The sequence below is a fragment of the Vibrio sp. MarTm2 genome, assembly GCF_027587055.1.
Lineage (GTDB): Bacteria > Pseudomonadota > Gammaproteobacteria > Enterobacterales > Vibrionaceae > Vibrio > Vibrio sinaloensis_D.
The window spans coordinates 117,827-136,326 of sequence record NZ_JAPPTK010000007.1; the positions used below are offsets into that span (position 1 = coordinate 117,827).

Sequence of the window (18,500 nt, forward strand, 5' to 3'; positions counted from 1 at the left end):
CCGCGTACATACAAAGTGATCGATCTAGTGGCAAAAGAGCGTTGGCTTATTGTTGGTTACCTGCCTGATGCCAGTCGACTAATTGGCGGGGTCATAAGTGTCGATAAAATCGAGTATTTCAATTTTGGTGAGTGTATGTAAGCTCGACACTTGAATTACGATCTCTGCCATTAAGTCATCTTCACAATAGAAATAGGCAACAGGTGCATTAAGCACTTCAGAAATACGCTTTATGGTGGCGTAATCTGGAGCATGTTTTCCTGTTTCGTATTGACTGATTCGTGCACTTGCGCCTGCCGGCTCCATCCCTAGTTTATTTCCCAGCTCTTCCTGGGTTATTCCTTGTTGTTTTCTAATAGATCTTAGCCGTCTAGGTAATGGGCTAGTCATTCAGTTGGCACCTCCATATTAGTAGCATGGTTATATTAACCTTATAGCATTAGATAAATTACTAAGGAATTTTTAGATCTGATGTCTTTGGTGGATTATTTTGATTGTAAAGGAGCGGGGTAACTATATGTAATAGATCTAGCTTAGATTTAATTATATAGCCAAACTTTTTACTGTTAGTTTTATCATGTTGAGATCAAAGTATTTGAAAATTAATGCTTTAGTACTAGGTTAATTCTACGAATAACGTCGACAATAGACATTGTCAATATTGGAATGGTTATTTCGTTTAGATATATAAAACTGATCTTCGCGTTTTTTTAAATATAAATTGTTTTTGTTGGCTATTACGAGTTGGATCGAAATGGTTGATGGTTAAATATCGATCAAATAGTTTGACTTATTTTATTCCACAAACTTTCTATTTGATCCTCACAAAGCGTGATAATACTTCCAGTAAAATTCCGGCGTTCTGGAATTCGTTGGCTGATCGATATATGGCGAATTAAGCTGAGGACTCGGTAGATCTCTATTTCTCTCTCTGCGTCACTGTGTCCGCAAAGGAGAAGATAACGTGTTACAAACTGGTTGATATTGTGTTGAGCAAAGAGAGGATCGTCATACACGCGCAGGCATTGTTCTTGTGTATGGGCGATGAAGTTTCCTAGATCTAGGTATGGAGAGCCCAGACACATTAGGTCGAAATCAAGCAAGTGCAGTTTGTGTCCATCCCACAGCACTTGGTCGTGGTAGAAATCTCGATGAATGGGTTTCAACTCAGATGCTGAAAGCTGTTCACTCAGGGTGATGCTTTGCTGGATAAGTGCACGCAGTCGACTTTCTAAGCTCGGCAACTGCTCCGCTACTTTGTGCAAACCGTCATGTAAGATCGTCAACTCTTTAGCTGTCGTGTGTTCTTTTGTAAGAGTTAACTCGGTATTGTGAAGTTTGTATAGCGCAAGCGCCAATTGATGAGTAAGTGCTGGTTCGACGTTTTCGCAAAATGGTTTAAACACGTTGTCCCCCGCGACTTTCTTTTGAAACCACATGTTCAGTTCTCGCATCGCAAATAGTGGCTCGGGGACATGAATATTATCTGAGGCTTTGTTTCCGAACTCCCCTTGGAACAGAGTGGATTGAGTTTTCCAGCTGTGTTTATCTAATCCTTTGGCTCGAATTTTCCCGATAATCACCTCCGGGCTGTCAGCGGCGGTCGAGTATTCGACGATGGCTCGTTTATCGTCTTTGAATCTCACCAAGGTTGCGTGTTCAATTGATAAGGGCGTTGTCGTTTGAGCATTGATTTGCTGCTCTACGATGCGTGTGTCCAGACAGCGTGCCACCAAATGGCGGAACGAGTCTTGGGTATCTAGAGATTGCGTTAAGTAAGCAAAGGTCGCTGTGAGTAATCGTTGGCAAGCGAACTGCCAATCAGCGAGCCCAAATCTTAGCGGATGATAGATAAGTTGGAATACGCCAATTGCAACAAACAGATCGATTTGGCGTCGATCTGCGTTTCGTTTTTGCAAATACCCATCAAGAAAGATATGCGCGATTTTGGCGTAATTGTTTTTTGAGATTAAACCTATCTCCGACTTATAACGTAAATGAGAGAGAAAGTTACCCAAGTCGAATGCACTAAACCAAGTCGTGAGGTTATCAAAGTCGATAAACTCGATACGTTCTGATGTGACGAGTACCTGATCGGCGTAAAAATCGCCGTGAATAAAACACTTCTCGTCTTCAATTGATGTGACTTGTTGAGCGAGTTGATCGGCAAGCCATAAGGTGAGTGAACTCTGTTGCGGAAGTATTTGGGTGATAGACTGGGCATGGTTTTGAATCAGGTTGGCAAAGTGGTGGGTATCCACAGCCCGTATTTTTTTCGATACCGTCCGATGATGGAATTCCGCTAGGCGCTCTCCACACAGATAATAATGTTTAAGCTGGTCCGTGGTCATGGGATCTTCTTGATTGAGCGGCGAGCCTTCAACCCATTCATAAATGAGCATGCAGTGTTTGTCGCTTTTACCTACGATGTTGCCAAACGGACTGTTTTGACGCTTTAAATAACTCACACTTAGCGTTTTGTATCGCTCAGGAGTATAGAGTTTGACCACCAAAGGCGTTCCATCCTGCAAGGTCAATTTGGCGACAAAACGTCTTTCTGGCTTGTACTGTAATGGCGTGAGCAGAGTATTGTCTGCATCGGTAGCGTTGAAAAAAGCGCGTTGCAGTAAATCACGGCGCCTTGTGATATCGACAAGTCGCTCTAGCGCGGGCAAGCGCGTGTCATAGGGATATCGATTGAAGACAAGGTTACCCGTTTCGATGACATGGCTATGCGTTTCGGCAAAAAGGCTGCCAGATTGGGCTTTTTGCTGCGCTTTATTGACCTTAACTTTGTCCGAATACGCTTTTAGATAAAATAGAAAGTGTCTTTCGTTGTGTTTTATCTGGTAGAGGCATAGGCAACTGCTGCTTGGTTTGTATCTGAGGTATTCGCGTCTGAGCTCGGTCACGTTCGACCAACCGAGCACCTTTTTGACTAGGGCGATCACTTGTTCTTCAGCAAAAAGAGTATCGATGCCAGGAATTTGGTTGTCTTTTGGAACTAACTGCAAAGGCACCGTTAACTGTCTTCCAATAAGTAGGGTATGGGAAATCGGTGTGTTGGCTTAACCATCTCATATGGCAAATACATACATTTCTCCTTAATCTTGGTCTTTTACCCAATCCCTCCGTGTTTGAACTCATCGGCGTAGGCTTTGTCTTCTCGCATGATATGTTGAACCAACCAGTTTTTGAGAAACTGCATTAACTCATCGCCGACTTCTTCCCCTTTCTCAACGCGACGTTGGAACTCAAGCACTTCTTTGACCAGCTTTTTGTGCTTCTCTTTATGCTGCTGGTTTTGGCTGTATTCAACTTGATCGAATAGGGTTTCTTCATAGGTGAAATGATTGGCGGTGTAGTCAATAAGCCCTTGAACAACGCGTTTGATCGAAGCCAAACCATAGTTGTTATGGAGGAGGTGATGGAGTTCATTGACCAAATGTAGCAGTGTTTGATGCTGACGATTTATCTCTTCAATGCCGACATCCAGATTGTCGCTCCAGTCCATCAATCGATCCCGACGCCCATCTTCTTGCTCAACCTGATGAGGATTAATGGCAAAGCGGTGCAACAATGAATCAATTTCGCCTGACAGGTTTCGCACTGTGATACTGGCGATCAAGGTTTCTTGTGTTGATTTGACGTTGTTTTCCGATTCAGACGCAATCAGATCCAGACACTGGCTGAGCTCATTGGTTTGCGCTGTTTGCTGCTCGGAAGAGGCGGCAATTTGTTTACCAAGGGACTGGATTTCCTCAATCTGCTCATTCAGAGCTTTGAAGGTATTTTCTGCGTTTGAGGCAATCTCGAGAGAATGAAGCATGCTTGACTTATTCTCTTGCATGGTTTGCATGACATCATCGGTTTTGTTTTGCAGATTGGTTATCTTAGTACGTATCTCTTCTGTCGCTTCTTGAGTGCGCATGGCGAGATTACGAACTTCGTCGGCCACGACAGCAAATCCTCGTCCTTGTTCTCCCGCACGCGCACTCTCTATTGCGGCATTGAGTGCAAGAAGGTTGGTTTGTTCGGCGATACCGCTGATGGTTTCCATGACTTGACTGATTTGCGCCGTTTCTGCCATCAAGGATTCAAAATGTGTGTTCGAGTTGTCGATGTGTTGATTGGCACTGTCTAAGGCGTTTTCGAGATCTATCATGTCGCGCGTGCCTTGATCCGCTTGTCGTTTTGCTTGGTTGGCGACCGTTGCGGTCGTTTCGCAGTGATCGGACACTTGATGGGTGATGTCGGACAGTTCATGAATGATGACTTCCGCTTTATCGACGTCTTGTTTTTGTCCAATCGCGCCTGATTTGGACTCCTGAGAGTCCTGTTGCACAGTGTCCGCCACGTCTAATAGGTGTTTAGTCGATTTGCCTAGGGCATGAATTGTCCGCGAAATATCAGAACCGATTCGATTGATGGTGTGGTAAATCGGTGGAGTCACGCCCGGCTGGTGGGCAATTCTTTGGGTTAAGTCCCCTTCAGAAAGGTGCGTCGCGGCGGCTTTCACCTGAAGCAGAATCTGAGTAATTGAGCTTAAGATAATGGCCAAGCAGAGACAGTAAATAAGAACAAGAAGGAGCGCCAACCACGCGTTTGTAACCGCGAGATAAAGCGTCACAGGTAATGCCAGCACGAGACAAAAAACAACGATTTGCAGCGCCGATAAATGGGTGAGTTTGTCGATCAAGCGGTGGTACATGTTTACCTCTCTATCGATTAGATGGCGTTCATAGACAAGTCCGTAGACAGTTGATAGCACTGCTCCAGATGAGCCTCTAAGCAATGATAGACATCTTTATCTAGCTCATTGCGCTTTACCATCGGGTACATGATTTCGACGATCTCTTCTTTTGATAGTCGGCTACGGTAGGGGCGGTCTTGCGACAATGCTTGAAACACATCCACGATTGCGATAATGCGTGAGGGGAGGTCAAGCTCGTATCCTTGTTTATTGTTGGGGTAACCGCTGCCATCAATGCGCTCATGGTGGTTGGTTGCCCACTCACCAATTTTCGAACCGGGGAACACCATTTTTAGTGCGATTTCTGTGTCTATGGTGTGCCTGCGTATGCGAGTGTACTCTTCCTTGGTTAAGCTCCCTTGCTTATGAAGGATTTCGTCTGGCGTTCGCAGTTTTCCAATGTCGTGGACAAGGCCGGCAACGTACAACTGTTCTGTCGTTTTGGCCGGCAGCTTCAATCTTGTGGCGAGAAACTTACACAGTTCGGCCACTTTGATTGAATGTTGGTAGGTGAAGGGGCTTTTCGCGTCCACAATACCAGCGATAAAGGTGCCGAGCTCGACAAGGTTATCAATGGTTAAATCTTGTTGGAGCCAATCAAGATGAGTGAAACTCAAAGGAATGGCTTCGATGTTTTCTGGCTCCATTGAGAACCAAAAACCGTCTCTGTTGGTCAGTTCAGACATGGCTTCAATGTAATCCGGACGAAAAAGCGTCCCTTTATATTGGCGCAGTTGTTCGGCGATACTGCGTTTTTTGAGAGTTATGAGATCGCTATGCTCGTTGTCTAGATGTCGGGCGCGTAGTACGTCGAGTCGATCGGCAATAAAGATAAGTGCCGCAATATCTTTTTCGAAAGGCGATAAGTGAATGCCTTCCAAGATATCCCAAGCCGTATGGTGGTGGCGGACAATATTCGCAAACTGCGCAAGGATGTTGCATTTTCTCAGTGCATGGTAGCCGTGAATGCAGTGGATGCTGGGATCGTCGGGTTTGAATTTACTCACCAGCTTGGTGTGCTCTTCCGTTTGAGAGACGCCACAGTCGTGAATGAGACCCGCTAAAAAGCAAAACTCTTGCTTCTTAACGTCCCAGTTAAGAAGTTTGGCGCATTCATAGCTGATATATCCAACTCGATGATTGTGGTGAATGTCATCAACGCCCACACAATCTAGCGCCCTCGCCACCCAGATGAGAGCGTGTTTTAAGTCTACTGAAAAGCTCTCATTGTTGATGTTTCCAATGGCATCCATATTCGCCTTCCTGACTATTCTTTTATTCTTACTTTAGTTTAGGAAATTCTCAATGATTCACGGTAATTTTTGGCCTAAGGCTAAAGCGCACTGTCGGTTTTTCAACAGCTTGGCGAAAATGTAGGGTACGTAGAAAGTGCGATCCCTGATCTAGGCGTAGTGGTATACCTAAAGTAAACTTGAGGAATAAATGGATTTGTTAAGGAGTTCGGATATGGATATGAGTGTTGGCGAGGTAGCGAAACGGGCGGGAGTTAAGGTCTCGACATTGCACTTTTACGAGCAGAAAGGGCTAATCAGTAGTTGGCGGAATCAAGGTAACCAACGAAGATATCACCGTAGTGTCCTTCGCCGTGTCGCGGTGATCAAAGCGGCTCAAGAGGTTGGGCTGACTTTAGAGGAAATTGCTCAATCACTTGCCTATTTACCAAAGCATCAAGCACCGAGCAAAGAGCAATGGGAAGAGATGGCGTCTGAGTGGAAGGCGATGTTAGAACACCGAATTCTCCAGTTGAAAGCCTTGCAAGATGATCTCGGTAGTTGTATTGGTTGCGGCTGCTTATCGATGAAATCTTGTGCGATATACAATCCACAAGACATTCGCGCAGAAGCGTATCAAGGAAAAACCATGCTGACTAACCCAGAAGAGTGGTCATAGCGAGAGTGCAAACGTCAGCAGTATCGGCAAGGTTAAAATACTGAAAAAGTTGCTGAATAAGACCATAGAGGCCACATTGACGGGCTCGATACTAAAACGCTCAGCAAACAGATAGTTCATCACCGCGGGTGGGAGCATGGAGAACAGCACCATCATCTGCAACTCCAACTTCGGCAGCGGGACAAACGTATAGATGGTGGCAAACGCGATGCCACCAGTTATCAGCGATTGTAAGGTACAGAGCAAGCCGACCTTTAAGCCACTTAATCTCATGTTGCACATTTGCGCGCCGAGTGAAAGCAACATGACAGGAACCGCTGCTTGACCGAGCAGAGCCGTTGCCTCATAGAGGGGAGCCCACACACCCATCCCCAGCAAGTTGATCGTGAGCGCCAATGCCGCGGCGAGAAAAATAGGCATTCTTATGATTTGCTTAAATGGGTTGCCTTCGCTGAGTAAGGCTAGCCCAAGGCTAATATGGATACATGCTGATACAACAAACAGCAAAACCGCAGGGGCAAGTGCGGTATCACCAAACGTATAAGTAAAGAGTGGGATCGCCAGATTGCCGCTGTTTCTGAACATATGCGGCGGAGCCCATGCTTTAAAGTTCAGTCCTGACACTCGGCACCAAAACAGCATAATAACGCCGGGTAACAGTACCGCGATGAGTGATGCCGAAAGTAGAGGAAGCTGCTGGGTATCTAGTGGCATCGACACGAGGGATGAAAACACTAACGCCGGCGTGAAGGTATCCATGTTGATTCGATTAATGGGGCGAAAGTCAGGTTTAAGCCAACGGCCGACGGAAAAGCCCACCGCAATCAAAGCAAACACGGGGAATAGGATACCAATAACTTGTTGCAGCATAGGGGTTAAGCTCCGCTTTTACGCGACATCGGCGTGTCTCTTTTTATAATTGGGTGACTAGTTTTCTCGGTATTTGTGCAGCAAATCGATCGGGATATGGCAGTAGTCATTCGGGAAACGAGACAGCCTATCTTGGTGTTCATCGTTACTTTTGACGTAGTTTGTCAGTGGTTTTATCTCTACCACAATACGATCGCTGTCTTCTCGCTGCTCAATATGGCGCTTCGCCGCTGACAAATGTGCGGGATCGTCACTGTAAATGCCAGTTCGATATTTTTCTCCGACGTCGTTGCCTTGTTGATTGAGACTGTATGGATCGATGATCTCAAATAAATAGTCAACCAGCTCGACAACACTCACTTGGATGGGATCGAATTCAACCCGAACACATTCAGCGTATCCGTCATAGGGGTCATTAGTTGTTGAGCTTGTCCCGTTCGCTCTTCCTGCTTGGGTCGATATTACGCCCGGTAGATGCCTTAAAAATTCTTGAACACCCCAAAGGCAGCCACCTGCGAGATAGATTGTTTGCATTGTGTTTTTATCGTTATTAAACAGTGAATCAATTAGAGCAAAATCTTGATAATAGGCAAGTCTGTAACGGTTATTTGTTTGTTGATGTCGATAAATTCTTCGGGTGATGTGTGATCGTTTTAACACTTTTTAAAGATGCAGAAAATAAATGAGTGATACACGCATATCAAAAAACAAAAACAGAGGGCTTAGCGTGCGTATTTGGTGCCTTAAATTGGCGATTTGAGCGATTTTTATTGCTATGTTTTTCATGCACTTATGAAGCTGGCTTAAAAGGTGAGGGAGATGCTAGGTTGTCGACTCTTAAACGGAGGGAATATGATCCAACACAAACAGACATACATAAACCAAGACTTTTCAAAACAAGAGCTTCACTCAGCCGTATTTGAAGCGTGTAAGTTTTACAACTGCAGTTTCGAGTATGCCGACTTAAGAGAGGCTCAATTTGTTGACTGCCGCTTTATTGAGTCAGGTGCGATTGAAGGGTGCAGCTTTAACCATGCCAATCTAAGGGACGCCAGTTTTAAAGGGTGTCAGTTGGCGATGAGCCAATTTGTCTCAGCGGAATGTTTTGGTATCGAAATGCGAGACTGCGATTTGAAAGGTGCCAACTTTGTTCGGGCGAATTTCACCAACCGAATCAGCCACAAAGCCTATTTTTGCTCGGCTTACATAACACGATGCAATCTTTCGTACACAAACTTTGAGCGTGCAGTGTTAGAAAAGTGCGAACTATTTGAGAATCGCTGGAATGGCGCGCACCTATTTGGTGTTAACTTCAAAGGCGCCGATCTATCTAGTGGTGAGTTCAGCTCTGAGCAGTGGGAGAGCGCCAACTTTGAGGAGTGCAACCTAGCCCACGTCGACCTTGAAGGCGTTGATGTCCGGAGAGTGTCGTTGTTCGGCGCCAAGATCTGCGATTGGCAGCAAGAGCAACTTCTGTCCCAACTTGGGATTATTCTTCTTTGATGAGTCAAAATTACCTGTATCAAATTCTATAACCATGTCGTTAATTTCCAACCTTTTGTGACGGAATACACGTTTAAAGCAATTGTGTAGCAAGAATTCTTCATTACGATGTGATTTTTGATGTGCAACTCAAATCATAGGCTAATGTAATAAAAGTTTCGGTTGCATAAAAATAAATATGGAGAACATGCTGCTTTTACAACGCAAGAGCTTTTGGCTAGGTTCAGTGTGTCTATTTTTAATAGGAGCGACAGGGTACTTTCTTCTTTCAAAGCAGAAAGGGGAAATGTCGACGGTTCGGGTTGGAGTCTCCTTGACTCCGACCGCGTCTCCTTTTCTTATTGCTGAAAGGCTCAAACTGTTCGAGAAATACTCTCTCGACGTTAGCCTCTTTCCTTGCGTTTCTGGCAGTGCGTGCACACAACTGATGCTTGACCACAACGTAGATTATGCCACCGCCTCAGAATCGGTAGTGATGTTTCAAAGTCACGAACACAATGAACTTGCTTTGTTGGTTTCGTTTGTTGAGTCAGACAATGATCTCAAGTTACTCACCCTGGGGCCAAACAATATCCGTAATGTTGCTCAACTTAAAGGTAAGCGAGTCGGCCTTATAAAAGGAACCGCGAGCGAGTTTTACTTTGATTCCATTCTGCTGGCTAACGATTTAAAAGGGTTGGATGTGGAGAAAGTCTACTTAGACGCCAATGATCTCGTTCCTGCTTTGCTTTCTTACCGTGTTGAAGCGATTTCTGCTTGGGAGCCGATGGGGTATCAAGCCAACCTTCACTCTGCTGCTGAAGTGATTAATTTAGGTACTCGCGGGGTGTATCAACTCTCGTTTAATCTTCTTTCTACTACGCCTTACCTTGAGTTTGTTGGAGACGAGCCAACTCGGTTACTTAGCGCGCTAAATGAGGCGATTCAATGGATCAATATCAATCCAGAGCAAGCACGCATTTTAGTCGCGGAGCGGCTTAACATTCCGGTTAATCAAGTGGAATGGTCTTGGCAAGATTACGTGTTTCGACTCTCGTTAGGCAATTCATTGTTGTCCAATTTACAGTTTCAAGCCCGCTGGGCAAATGAAGCGGGACTTGTCATGGGACCCAACCCTGATTTTCGTGACGTTTTCTATTCTCGTCCTTACCAACAGGCCACTTTGCAGAGATATTAGCGATGATCAGTTCACTGTTTAAAAAACTGTTTCTGCTGTCGACAACCACCATGTTGTTGACGCTACTGATTGTGGCGTCGTTTGCCAAGATTAACAGCGAACAAAATCAGACCAAATCTGAGCTTGATACCATCATTGACCTTCAACTAAGAGTCGACCTACTTCGCAGCCAGCTATGGGTATTTCTGCAATTTGGCGACCAATCCAGTCTTAAGCAGGTAGAGTATGCCCAAGCTGAGCTTGCCACGCAGCTCACAGCGTATGGCGAACAGGGCGCTCGATTCGACAATTTGCAAAGGATGAACCAAAGCTTACAAGCCTTATTGACCCAAGAAAAGCAGCTCTATGACCGAGACGTGGCAAGCGAGGAGGGGATCAACGCGTTTGGCTTACTTCACTCGCGTTACAACATGATTGTACAGAATATGACCGAAGAGTTGGCGCATGTTCACCAAGTGGTGGTCGACCGAAGCGCGAGCAACCTTTCTAATGTCATGAAATCCGCCGCGGCATGGTTGATCGTCTGTTCACTGCTGGTCAGTTTTATTGCGTGGCTCATTTTGCTTCGTTTCAAGTCCGATACCGAGTCAGTCAAAGAAGCCATTGTTGCGTTGGCCAAAGGCAATCTCGAAGCAAAAGTGGACACCGTTTCTATGGACTCTGAATTTAAAGGCATCGCGTTTTTCTTCAACCAAATGACTATCTCGCTGCGTGAATCAACCGTGACCAAACATGAGTTAGAAGAAGAGGTGAAACGCCAAACCATGCAGTTGGAGAAAAAGCACGAGCAACTGATTTTCCTTTCAGAGCATGATCCGCTAACGGGTTTATACAATCGCCGAGCATTCGATAAATCGCTCGAAAATGCGATCGTGAAAGCCAATCGAACCAAGTGCAAATTGGCGATTCTATTTATTGATCTTGATGACTTTAAGGTGGTCAACGACACATACGGGCATGATGCGGGAGACGCCATTTTAGTCAATGTGGCAAACAGATTGAGCAACGCGATTCGTCAGTCAGATTTTGTGGGGCGACTAGGGGGCGATGAGTTTGTGATTTGTCTCGATTTGCTGAACAATTTTGACATTCTACCGCAAAAGCTCGAGCAAATTATGCAAGCCATATGTGAGCCGATTGGTTTCAATGGACGAGAGCTGTCGATCAGCGCCAGTATTGGCGTGAGCCACTTCCCCGACAGCACGAGAAACAAAGAAGTGTTGCTTAGCATGGCAGACGAAGCCATGTATCGTTCCAAGCATGTAAAAGGACCTTGCTGTTACGATGGCGAAACCATGCAGTGTCAATCCTCCACAAGTGATGTTGTGGAGCTCGCTCAGGTTAGAAAACACCCCAGCTGAATCAACCGCTAAGTATCCTGACAACCTAGGTGTAAATAAATTTTAACATCTTTTATAAATGCTTTATGGCCTTAGTCACTCGACTTTAGTTCCAATAATAGACATCTTATCCCTGTTTTGGCTTATGTCTGCTTTTTAAGCCAGTTATACAGGGATAGTACATTATGGATAATGAACACAGCTTACGAGAAAATTTACTTGCACTCACTTTAGGTAGTGCATTGGTGTCACTTGGAGTCATCTTTTTTAGTCAAGTAGGGCTACTTACTGGTGGAACCGCAGGTTTAGCAATATTTTTGACGAAAGTGACCGACTTTAGCTTCGGGCAAGTCTTCTTTGCCTTGAACCTACCTTTCTATTTATTGTCCGTGATGCGGATGGGATGGCGCTTTACGATTAACACCTTTATTGCGGTTTCCATCGTTTCTGTAGCCGTGGACCATTTGCACAACGTGATTGAAATTGCGCGAATCGACCCCTTGTACGCAGCCTTGATTGGTGGCGGTCTAATCGGCATTGGTATGTTAGTCATCTTCCGCCACAAAATGAGCTTAGGTGGATTTAACATCCTTGCGCTTTTCCTCCAAGAGCGTTTCGGCATTCGCGCTGGCAAGGTTCAAATGGCGCTAGACTGTTCGATTGTAGTGATGTCGTTGTTCATTGTTGATGTGTCGCTGATAGCGCTGTCTATACTAGGTGCTGTTGCGACCAACCTCATCTTAGCGATGAATCACAAGCCTGGCCGATATCAGCCTCAACCGAGCAACGCCTAAAGTATAATAAACGGCTTAGCATGATGCTAAGCCGTTTTGTTAATGAGCGCGTCTAAAGAGTGAATCTGTGGAATTGCGTCTGACACCTTCCTGTTTTCTCGGTTTAGATAGATTGCTTGGCACCCCGCGGCTAATGCGGGAACAATATCTTTCTCGAGCGTATCACCGACCATGACAAGCTGATTGCAGCGCACATTAAGTTTTTCAGCAATGCGTGAGTAATAAGCAGAATCATTTTTATCAATCCCTAGATTGGCTTTGCAGAAATAACCACTGATGTACTGATCCAGCTCTACGCGTTGAAATGCCTGCTGTATTTCTGATTCGTTTGAGTCTTGAGCGTTGGTGGCAACATAGATGGCGTGGGAAGCGCAAAGGTGCTTTAGCGTTTCTTTTGCTCCCGGCATTGCCAAGATGGTTGGCCAATGTAACATTTTGCCATGTTGGGTTGGGTCATCGAACATCAAGGTGTTGCCCCAATCAAATAAGTAGATTACATCCAAGTTTTTCATCGTGATTCCTTTGCTGTACTTAACCGTTAAGTCTATGAATACAAAATCTTATCCTAACGACAAAATACCCGATTAGTACATGAGGCGCAGTTCATATTAAATACGCACCTAGATTTTCATCGTCTTTCTTTAAGGTGTTTAATATGTTTTCTATTGATGATGTAGTAGTAGCTACACAAGGTATCGATCTAGGCCAAATGGTCGTTGTTGGTATTAGCAGTGGCGGCGCGTACATTCGCGTTAGCGTTGACGGCATGACTCTGACTTACCCAGTGAAAAGCCTAAAAAAAGCTTAATCGATTCCTAAATTCTTTGGAAATCCAAGCATTCTAGAAGGAGCCTCTTACAGGCTCCTTTTTCATTTCAGCTGTTTGTACTCTGCATCCTTTTTCATTTCAGCTGTTTGTACTCTGCATCCTTCTTTCCTGCTGAGCTCTCACCAATATGCCGAACTCGATACTGGTGAAAAATACCCAAACTGCTTTATATTCGCCATACCTATAGTTTAAGTGAGATATTTCATACTATAAGTGATTGATTATTATAAATTCATCTAGTGGCATGTACTTTGCTGTATAGCTGGAAGTTCTGAGCGGCTAAATCAATATTAATGAGTTCTATAAATACTCTCATTCTTATGGATAGTTTTGATTCTATTGATGTCGAAGCATGAGTCTGAACGTATAAAAATTATAATTCTCATTCTTAGCGCTCGCTCAGCGTCAGAGAATGCTAAGCACCATCCCTAGATAAGGAATAGTCATGATATCTAAGTCGTTACGTTGGTTACTGCCATGTGTCATTTTAGCCGGGGCATACGGAGGCTACAGTGCGATTGCGTCAACCGAACCAGAGCCTGATTCGGCTAAACCAAACAAGAGCTTGCCAGTTGTTACCGTTTCACCGATTCGTTCAAGCAACTATAACGTTGTTATCTCAAGCCACGGAGAGCTACAACCTGTTGAGGTAACCCAACTTTCTGCACAGGTTTCCGGTGAAGTGATCAGTTGGCACCGTAATTTTGTTGTCGGTGGCGTTGTCAAACGTGGAGAAGTGTTGTTTGAGATCGAAAGCGACAACTACCAAGCGGCGGTTCTTCAAGCTCAAGCGCAATTGGCGAGTGCTCAGGCAATGCTGATCGAAGAGAAAGCAAAGGCCGAAGTCGCTAAGCGCCAAGCCAAAAATCTTCCTCAAAAGCAGGTCACAGATCTCTATCTACGCAAACCTCAGGTGTTGAGTGCGACCGCACAAGTTAAATCAGCACAAGCGGCATTGAAACGCGCCAAGCGAGACCTAGACAACTGTAAAGTGGTCGCTCCTTATGATGCCTTGGTCGTCGCTCGAGATATTGGTGTTGGTCAGTTCATTACCGCAGGGGCGCATGTCGCGACACTTAATAACGTTGAAGCGGGGGAAATCCACATTCCGATTGCAGGGTTTGATAGCGCGTTCTTACCTGAAAGCTATGCCGGTCTCCCAGCGAAAGTGTTGTTACGAGGATTAAACACGATTGAACGTGAAGGCGCGATTGAGCGCGATCTTGGTGTGGTAGATACCAGTACCCGAATGATCAATGTTGTCGTAAGAGTGGAAGATCCTTATGGGATCGCCTCTGACAAGACGCCAGTTAAATTTGGTTCTTATGTCGAGGTTCAGTTTGTTGGCAAAGAGCTAGAGCAAATCTATCGCTTGCCACAAGAGTTGGTCAACAATCAGCAGGTTTGGGTGGTTAACGAGAACAACGAACTAGAGCCAAGAACGGTCAACGTAGTGAGAGCAGAAAAAGAGTTTATGTTGATTGCGGGAGGTCTCTCAGATGATGACCAAATCGTGCTGACTGTTCCGGAGTATCCGCAAAAAGGTCTGCTTGTTGATGTTAACGTGTCAGACGAAGCGAATATTTTCTAGGAGCGTCACATGGAAGAGACTAAGCAAAAGGGCTTAATTGCTTATTTCGCCAACAATTCGGTGGCGGCGAACTTATTGATGGTGTTCATTCTGATTGTAGGAACCGCGAGCTTTTTCTTCATTCAGAGGCAGATGTTCCCCAATATTGAAGTGAACTACATCAACGTTAGTGCGCAGTACCCAGGTGCGTCGCCGCAAGAAATCGAAGAGAGTATCTTAATCAAGGTCGAAGAGTCGCTTAAAGATGTTACGGGCATCAAGAAAGCGATCTCAACCGCGAGTCGTGGTCAAGGTTCCATTGAGCTTGAGATCGATGTGGATGAGGAGATCGAAGACGTTCTCGACAAAGTGAAGCAAAAAGTCGATTCTATCGCCAACTTCCCCGCAGGAATGGAGCCGGTACAGGTCTACCAATTCGAATTTCGACAAGACGTGATTGAAATGGCGATTGTTGGTAATCGCTCGCTGCTTGAACTAAAACCGATTGCCAAGCAAATTGAAGATGAACTGCTGCAACTCAACAATGTCGCATTGGTGGAGTTGGGCGCGCCTGAATATGAGATCGCAATCGAGATCGAACCACGCATCCTGCAAAAATACAGCTTAACACTGAATGATGTTAGTAAGGCGATTCAACGTTATTCGGCTAACTATTCTGCGGGTGAAGTGCGCACGAACGCTGGGATGATCTCCGTGCGTATTGAAAACCAATACTACAGCGGCGAAGAGTTTCGCCAAATCCCAGTCAAAATAGGCGCCAATGGGGGCAAGGTTTTACTTCAAGATATTGCTACCATCAAGGATGGATTTACCGAAGACGATCGATACTTTAAGTATTCCGGTGAAAATGCCATTTATCTCTCAGTGAAAGCGACCAAAGATCAAAATATGGTGGCAGTTGCGGAGTCGGTGAAGAGTTACATCGAAGAGAAAAACAAAACGTTGCCATCGGATCTGACCATCAAAACCTTGGTCGACATGACTTACTACCTTAATGCGCGTCTCGACATGATGCTGAAGAATTTACTTCAAGGCGCGGTGTTGGTCGCATTGATGTTGAGTATATTCTTACGCTTCAAACTGGCGATGTGGGTGATGGTTGGCTTACCGGTTTGTTTCTTGGGTGCGGTTATGTTGATGCCAGCGATTGGCGTTAGTATCAACATTGTGTCCTTGTTTGCCTTCATCATGGTGCTCGGTATCGTGGTTGATGACGCCATTGTCATTGGTGAGAGTGCATACACCGAAATTGAGAAAAACGGCGGCGGAGTCGACAATGTCGTTCGTGGTGTAAGACGTGTTGCAACCCCTGCGACATTCGGCGTGCTTACCACGATTGCGGTGTTTGCCCCGTTCTTGATGTCCAAAGGGATTGAGCGTGCCTTCTTCTTCGGCATCGCCTCAATTGTGATCTTGTGTCTGTTATTCAGCCTGATCGAATCAAAACTGATTTTGCCGTCTCACTTGGCGCACTCGAAGTTCAAGCCGATTAAGAAGGGGAGTTGGCGCGATCGATTCAATACTCGCTTCTTTAGCGTTGTTAATGGTCCGTACAAACGATTTGTCACGCTATGTACGCACTGGCGTTGGAGCGTGTTTAGTGGCTTTGTCGCTTTGCTGGTCATCAGTATTGCAATGGTGATGGCGAACTATGTACGTATCGTGCCTTCGCCTAAAGTGCCTCATGATTTTCCCAGCATTAAGCTGGTAATGAATGACAATGTGTCGAGTGAGCAAACTATCTCAGCGTTAAAACAGATTGAGAGCACGGTGCTTTCAATTGATGACGTGATCGCCGAAGAAACAGGTCAGAAGATGATCAAGGATATCTTGACCTTCAACGAAGGGCGTAAACAAGGGCGCTTGGTGATTCCGTTAGTGGATGAAGAGCTAAGACCGTTTAACACCTTTGAGCTCGCCAGACGTTGGCGTGAGCAAATGCCAGCAATTGCCGGTCTCAAGACTTTGACTATCTCTGACAATGTCAACGATGACGGCAAAGGGGATGAGTTTGGATTCTTGCTATTTGGCTCTGACATCGACACATTGAATGAAGCAGGGCGAGAGCTGATCGTAACGCTTAAGCAACAAGAAGGCTTGTTTGATATTTCCTCTTCTATTGATGCCGGAAGCCAAGAGGTATTGCTGTCTCTTGCGCCAGTGGCGTACGACTTAGGCTTGGATTTGTTTGATATCGCCAGTCAGGTTGGCGGAAGCTTCTACGGAGGTGAAGCGCAACGAGTTCTTCGTGATGGTGAAGAGATTAAAGTGATGGTTCGTTATCCTAAGCTGACTCGCGAAGCGTTCTCGTCATTGCGTTACGCCATCATTACAACTCCGGAAGGCAAAAAAGTCATGCTTGGGGATGTCGTCGAAATCACTCAGAAACCCGGCGTAAGTACCATTCGCCGTGAAGGAGGCTTCCGAAGCGTTTATGTGTACGGTTCAATTGATGAGGAACTGGTCGAACCCGGTGCGGTGGTGGAGCAAGTGAATGGCGAGATCATTCCTCAGATCCTTGCTAAATACCCGGGCGTGAAGAGTGAGCTTGGCGGCACCATTGAAGAGCAGCAAGCCCAACAAGATGAGCAGAAAATCTTCTTTGTCGCAGGCATGATTATTGTTTATATGCTGTTGGCCATTCCACTCAAGAGCTACACCCAGCCACTGATTATTATGTCGGTGATTCCATTTAGCCTTACTGGTGCAATATGGGGACACTACTGGTTTGGTCTTGACCTGAGCATGATGTCCACCTTTGGCTTGATTGCCGCGGCGGGGGTAGTGGTTAACGACTCGTTGGTGATGACCGATTATGTCAACAAGGTGAGAAGCGAAGGCGTGGCGATTAAGCAAGCCGCGATTGAAGCTGGATGTGCTCGCTTTAGGGCGATTACACTCACGTCCATTACCACTTTTGTTGGGGTATTGCCTATCATGTTTGAATCCAGCTTGCAAGCCAAGTTCGTGATTCCTATGGCGGTGGCACTGGGCTTTGCCGTTCTGTTTGCTACCTTGCTTACCCTGATACTGGTGCCTTGTCTCTATTTGATGCTGGAAGACATTAAAAATGTTTTTCGTCGCATCAAACGGTTGTTCAGCCGTAAGCAACCGGCACTAACCAACTAGGGTCTGTTGACCTTTCGCGGTTAAATTTTGTTCGAGATAAAATCGTTTTAGGCGCGGCAAGGGGTGTGTAGCCTAGTCATTCTAAGTAAATACCCCTTAACAAAGCATAAAACGATTTTAGCCGAACCCTTCGGGCAGCGTTTGTGGTTCATTTCTACTGCGTTATCGGCTTTTCATGTAGGCTAGCTACACTTCAAAGCCTCTGTCTTGTATAAATTCCCCAAAAACTGCTGCAAAAATCAGCTCGAAAGAGCAACAGACCCTAATATCAAAGGCGGAGTTGTTCTCCGCCTTTTTTCTCAATTCGACTATTTCCCCGCCTCGACCATTTCGATGATTTTATGTGCTTTTTCAAAATGATCGAGTTTGTGGGTTTGAATCCACCAAGTAGCGGCTTCCATTAGCAACTCTGGGTCATCATTCTTGTTAGCAAAAAATGCATAGAATGAGACGCCGACATTATCGCCTTTCTGCGCGATTTTCTTGTTGCAGACTGTAATGACCTTTTCCCTAAGTGATGTTCGCATGAGGTTTCCTAGCTGGTGAGTGTGGTTAGAGATTAATGAGCTGTGGCTAGAGGTCAACAGATTAACTGTCTAATTT

At 45.4% G+C, this 18,500-nt stretch carries 16 protein-coding genes; 8 read left to right on the forward strand and 8 right to left on the reverse strand.

The features are described 5' to 3' along the window. Positions 1 to 78 precede the first annotated feature (78 nt). The 4 genes from OH458_RS14575 to OH458_RS14590 all read right to left on the reverse strand — a co-directional run bounded on the left by OH458_RS14575 (position 79) and on the right by OH458_RS14590 (position 6,006). The gene (locus OH458_RS14575) at positions 79 to 390 is read right to left on the reverse strand and encodes a helix-turn-helix domain-containing protein (protein ID WP_038136351.1); all 312 of its coding nucleotides are present in this window, start codon (positions 388 to 390) and stop codon (positions 79 to 81) included. Positions 391 to 776: 386 nt separating this feature from the next. Next, on the reverse strand, positions 777 to 3,014 hold the full coding sequence (locus tag OH458_RS14580; RefSeq protein WP_269978846.1) for a phosphotransferase: 2,238 nt from the start codon (positions 3,012 to 3,014) through the stop codon (positions 777 to 779). Between the two features lie 104 nt (positions 3,015 to 3,118). Next, the gene (locus OH458_RS14585; protein WP_269978847.1) at positions 3,119 to 4,711 is read right to left on the reverse strand and encodes a bacteriohemerythrin; all 1,593 of its coding nucleotides are present in this window, start codon (positions 4,709 to 4,711) and stop codon (positions 3,119 to 3,121) included. A 17-nt stretch (positions 4,712 to 4,728) separates the two neighbouring features. Then, positions 4,729 to 6,006 (reverse strand): HD domain-containing phosphohydrolase, encoded by a 1,278-nt coding sequence (locus tag OH458_RS14590; protein WP_269978848.1) that lies wholly within the window; start codon positions 6,004 to 6,006, stop codon positions 4,729 to 4,731. A gap of 214 nt (positions 6,007 to 6,220) precedes the next feature. Here OH458_RS14590 and soxR point away from each other — a divergent pair, with 214 nt between their 5' ends. Next, a complete protein-coding gene (soxR, locus tag OH458_RS14595) occupies positions 6,221 to 6,664 on the forward strand; it encodes a redox-sensitive transcriptional activator SoxR (RefSeq protein ID WP_038136366.1) in 444 nt (147 codons plus the stop codon). On the opposite strand, the gene OH458_RS14600 is transcribed toward soxR, so the two are convergent. Both OH458_RS14600 and OH458_RS14605 read right to left on the reverse strand, forming a co-directional pair. Then, the gene (locus OH458_RS14600) at positions 6,659 to 7,534 is read right to left on the reverse strand and encodes an AEC family transporter (RefSeq protein WP_039473662.1); all 876 of its coding nucleotides are present in this window, start codon (positions 7,532 to 7,534) and stop codon (positions 6,659 to 6,661) included. The genes soxR and OH458_RS14600 overlap by 6 nt on opposite strands. A 57-nt stretch (positions 7,535 to 7,591) precedes the next feature. Then, the gene (locus OH458_RS14605; protein ID WP_269978849.1) at positions 7,592 to 8,068 is read right to left on the reverse strand and encodes a peptide-methionine (S)-S-oxide reductase; all 477 of its coding nucleotides are present in this window, start codon (positions 8,066 to 8,068) and stop codon (positions 7,592 to 7,594) included. 318 nt (positions 8,069 to 8,386) lie between these two features. On the opposite strand from OH458_RS14605, the gene OH458_RS14610 reads away from it, so the two are divergent. The 4 genes from OH458_RS14610 (at position 8,387) to OH458_RS14625 (ending at position 12,348) form a co-directional block, all read left to right on the forward strand. After that, complete coding sequence (locus tag OH458_RS14610) at positions 8,387 to 9,037, forward strand: Qnr family pentapeptide repeat protein (RefSeq protein WP_038136368.1); 651 nt, start codon at positions 8,387 to 8,389, stop codon at positions 9,035 to 9,037. Positions 9,038 to 9,215: 178 nt separating this feature from the next. Next, entirely contained in the window at positions 9,216 to 10,214 is a 999-nt protein-coding gene (locus tag OH458_RS14615; protein ID WP_443088526.1) for an ABC transporter substrate-binding protein, read from the forward strand. 2 nt (positions 10,215 to 10,216) lie between these two features. After that, complete coding sequence (locus OH458_RS14620; protein WP_269978851.1) at positions 10,217 to 11,575, forward strand: GGDEF domain-containing protein; 1,359 nt, start codon at positions 10,217 to 10,219, stop codon at positions 11,573 to 11,575. Positions 11,576 to 11,739: 164 nt separating this feature from the next. Beyond that, on the forward strand, positions 11,740 to 12,348 hold the full coding sequence (locus OH458_RS14625; RefSeq protein ID WP_005476081.1) for a YitT family protein: 609 nt from the start codon (positions 11,740 to 11,742) through the stop codon (positions 12,346 to 12,348). Between the two features lie 26 nt (positions 12,349 to 12,374). Here the strand turns inward: OH458_RS14625 and OH458_RS14630 are convergent, their stop codons facing one another. After that, positions 12,375 to 12,860, reverse strand: a complete 486-nt coding sequence (locus tag OH458_RS14630) for an HAD family hydrolase (RefSeq protein WP_005476089.1) — start codon at positions 12,858 to 12,860, stop codon at positions 12,375 to 12,377. Between the two features lie 143 nt (positions 12,861 to 13,003). Between OH458_RS14630 and OH458_RS14635 the strand changes: the two genes are divergently transcribed. The 3 genes from OH458_RS14635 to OH458_RS14645 all read left to right on the forward strand — a co-directional run bounded on the left by OH458_RS14635 (position 13,004) and on the right by OH458_RS14645 (position 17,897). Beyond that, positions 13,004 to 13,156, forward strand: coding sequence for a hypothetical protein (locus tag OH458_RS14635; protein ID WP_005476051.1), 153 nt, complete (start codon positions 13,004 to 13,006; stop codon positions 13,154 to 13,156). 466 nt (positions 13,157 to 13,622) lie between these two features. Continuing rightward, a complete protein-coding gene (locus tag OH458_RS14640) occupies positions 13,623 to 14,768 on the forward strand; it encodes an efflux RND transporter periplasmic adaptor subunit (RefSeq protein ID WP_269978852.1) in 1,146 nt (381 codons plus the stop codon). Positions 14,769 to 14,777: 9 nt separating this feature from the next. Beyond that, on the forward strand, positions 14,778 to 17,897 hold the full coding sequence (locus OH458_RS14645; RefSeq protein WP_269978853.1) for an efflux RND transporter permease subunit: 3,120 nt from the start codon (positions 14,778 to 14,780) through the stop codon (positions 17,895 to 17,897). Positions 17,898 to 18,205: 308 nt separating this feature from the next. Here OH458_RS14645 and OH458_RS14650 read toward each other — a convergent pair whose 3' ends face one another. Next, positions 18,206 to 18,424 carry a DUF6500 family protein gene (locus tag OH458_RS14650; protein ID WP_269978854.1) on the reverse strand — a complete coding sequence of 73 codons (219 nt, stop codon included), beginning with the start codon at positions 18,422 to 18,424 and terminating at the stop codon, positions 18,206 to 18,208. Positions 18,425 to 18,500: the final 76 nt, after the last annotated feature.

What these genes read in the sequence shown, in the direction of transcription:
- OH458_RS14630 (WP_005476089.1), bottom strand. Translation starts at nt 12,860, where the DNA reads ATGAAAAACTTGGATGTAATCTACTTATTTGATTGGGGCAACACCTTG.
- OH458_RS14585 (WP_269978847.1), bottom strand. Translation starts at nt 4,711, where the DNA reads ATGTACCACCGCTTGATCGACAAACTCACCCATTTATCGGCGCTGCAA.
- soxR (WP_038136366.1), top strand. Translation starts at nt 6,221, where the DNA reads ATGGATATGAGTGTTGGCGAGGTAGCGAAACGGGCGGGAGTTAAGGTC.
- OH458_RS14610 (WP_038136368.1), top strand. Translation starts at nt 8,387, where the DNA reads ATGATCCAACACAAACAGACATACATAAACCAAGACTTTTCAAAACAA.
- OH458_RS14635 (WP_005476051.1), top strand. Translation starts at nt 13,004, where the DNA reads ATGTTTTCTATTGATGATGTAGTAGTAGCTACACAAGGTATCGATCTA.
- OH458_RS14620 (WP_269978851.1), top strand. Translation starts at nt 10,217, where the DNA reads ATGATCAGTTCACTGTTTAAAAAACTGTTTCTGCTGTCGACAACCACC.
- OH458_RS14590 (WP_269978848.1), bottom strand. Translation starts at nt 6,006, where the DNA reads ATGGATGCCATTGGAAACATCAACAATGAGAGCTTTTCAGTAGACTTA.
- OH458_RS14650 (WP_269978854.1), bottom strand. Translation starts at nt 18,424, where the DNA reads ATGCGAACATCACTTAGGGAAAAGGTCATTACAGTCTGCAACAAGAAA.
- OH458_RS14625 (WP_005476081.1), top strand. Translation starts at nt 11,740, where the DNA reads ATGGATAATGAACACAGCTTACGAGAAAATTTACTTGCACTCACTTTA.
- OH458_RS14645 (WP_269978853.1), top strand. Translation starts at nt 14,778, where the DNA reads ATGGAAGAGACTAAGCAAAAGGGCTTAATTGCTTATTTCGCCAACAAT.
- OH458_RS14575 (WP_038136351.1), bottom strand. Translation starts at nt 390, where the DNA reads ATGACTAGCCCATTACCTAGACGGCTAAGATCTATTAGAAAACAACAA.
- OH458_RS14640 (WP_269978852.1), top strand. Translation starts at nt 13,623, where the DNA reads ATGATATCTAAGTCGTTACGTTGGTTACTGCCATGTGTCATTTTAGCC.
- OH458_RS14615 (WP_443088526.1), top strand. Translation starts at nt 9,216, where the DNA reads ATGGAGAACATGCTGCTTTTACAACGCAAGAGCTTTTGGCTAGGTTCA.
- OH458_RS14600 (WP_039473662.1), bottom strand. Translation starts at nt 7,534, where the DNA reads ATGCTGCAACAAGTTATTGGTATCCTATTCCCCGTGTTTGCTTTGATT.
- OH458_RS14605 (WP_269978849.1), bottom strand. Translation starts at nt 8,068, where the DNA reads ATGCAAACAATCTATCTCGCAGGTGGCTGCCTTTGGGGTGTTCAAGAA.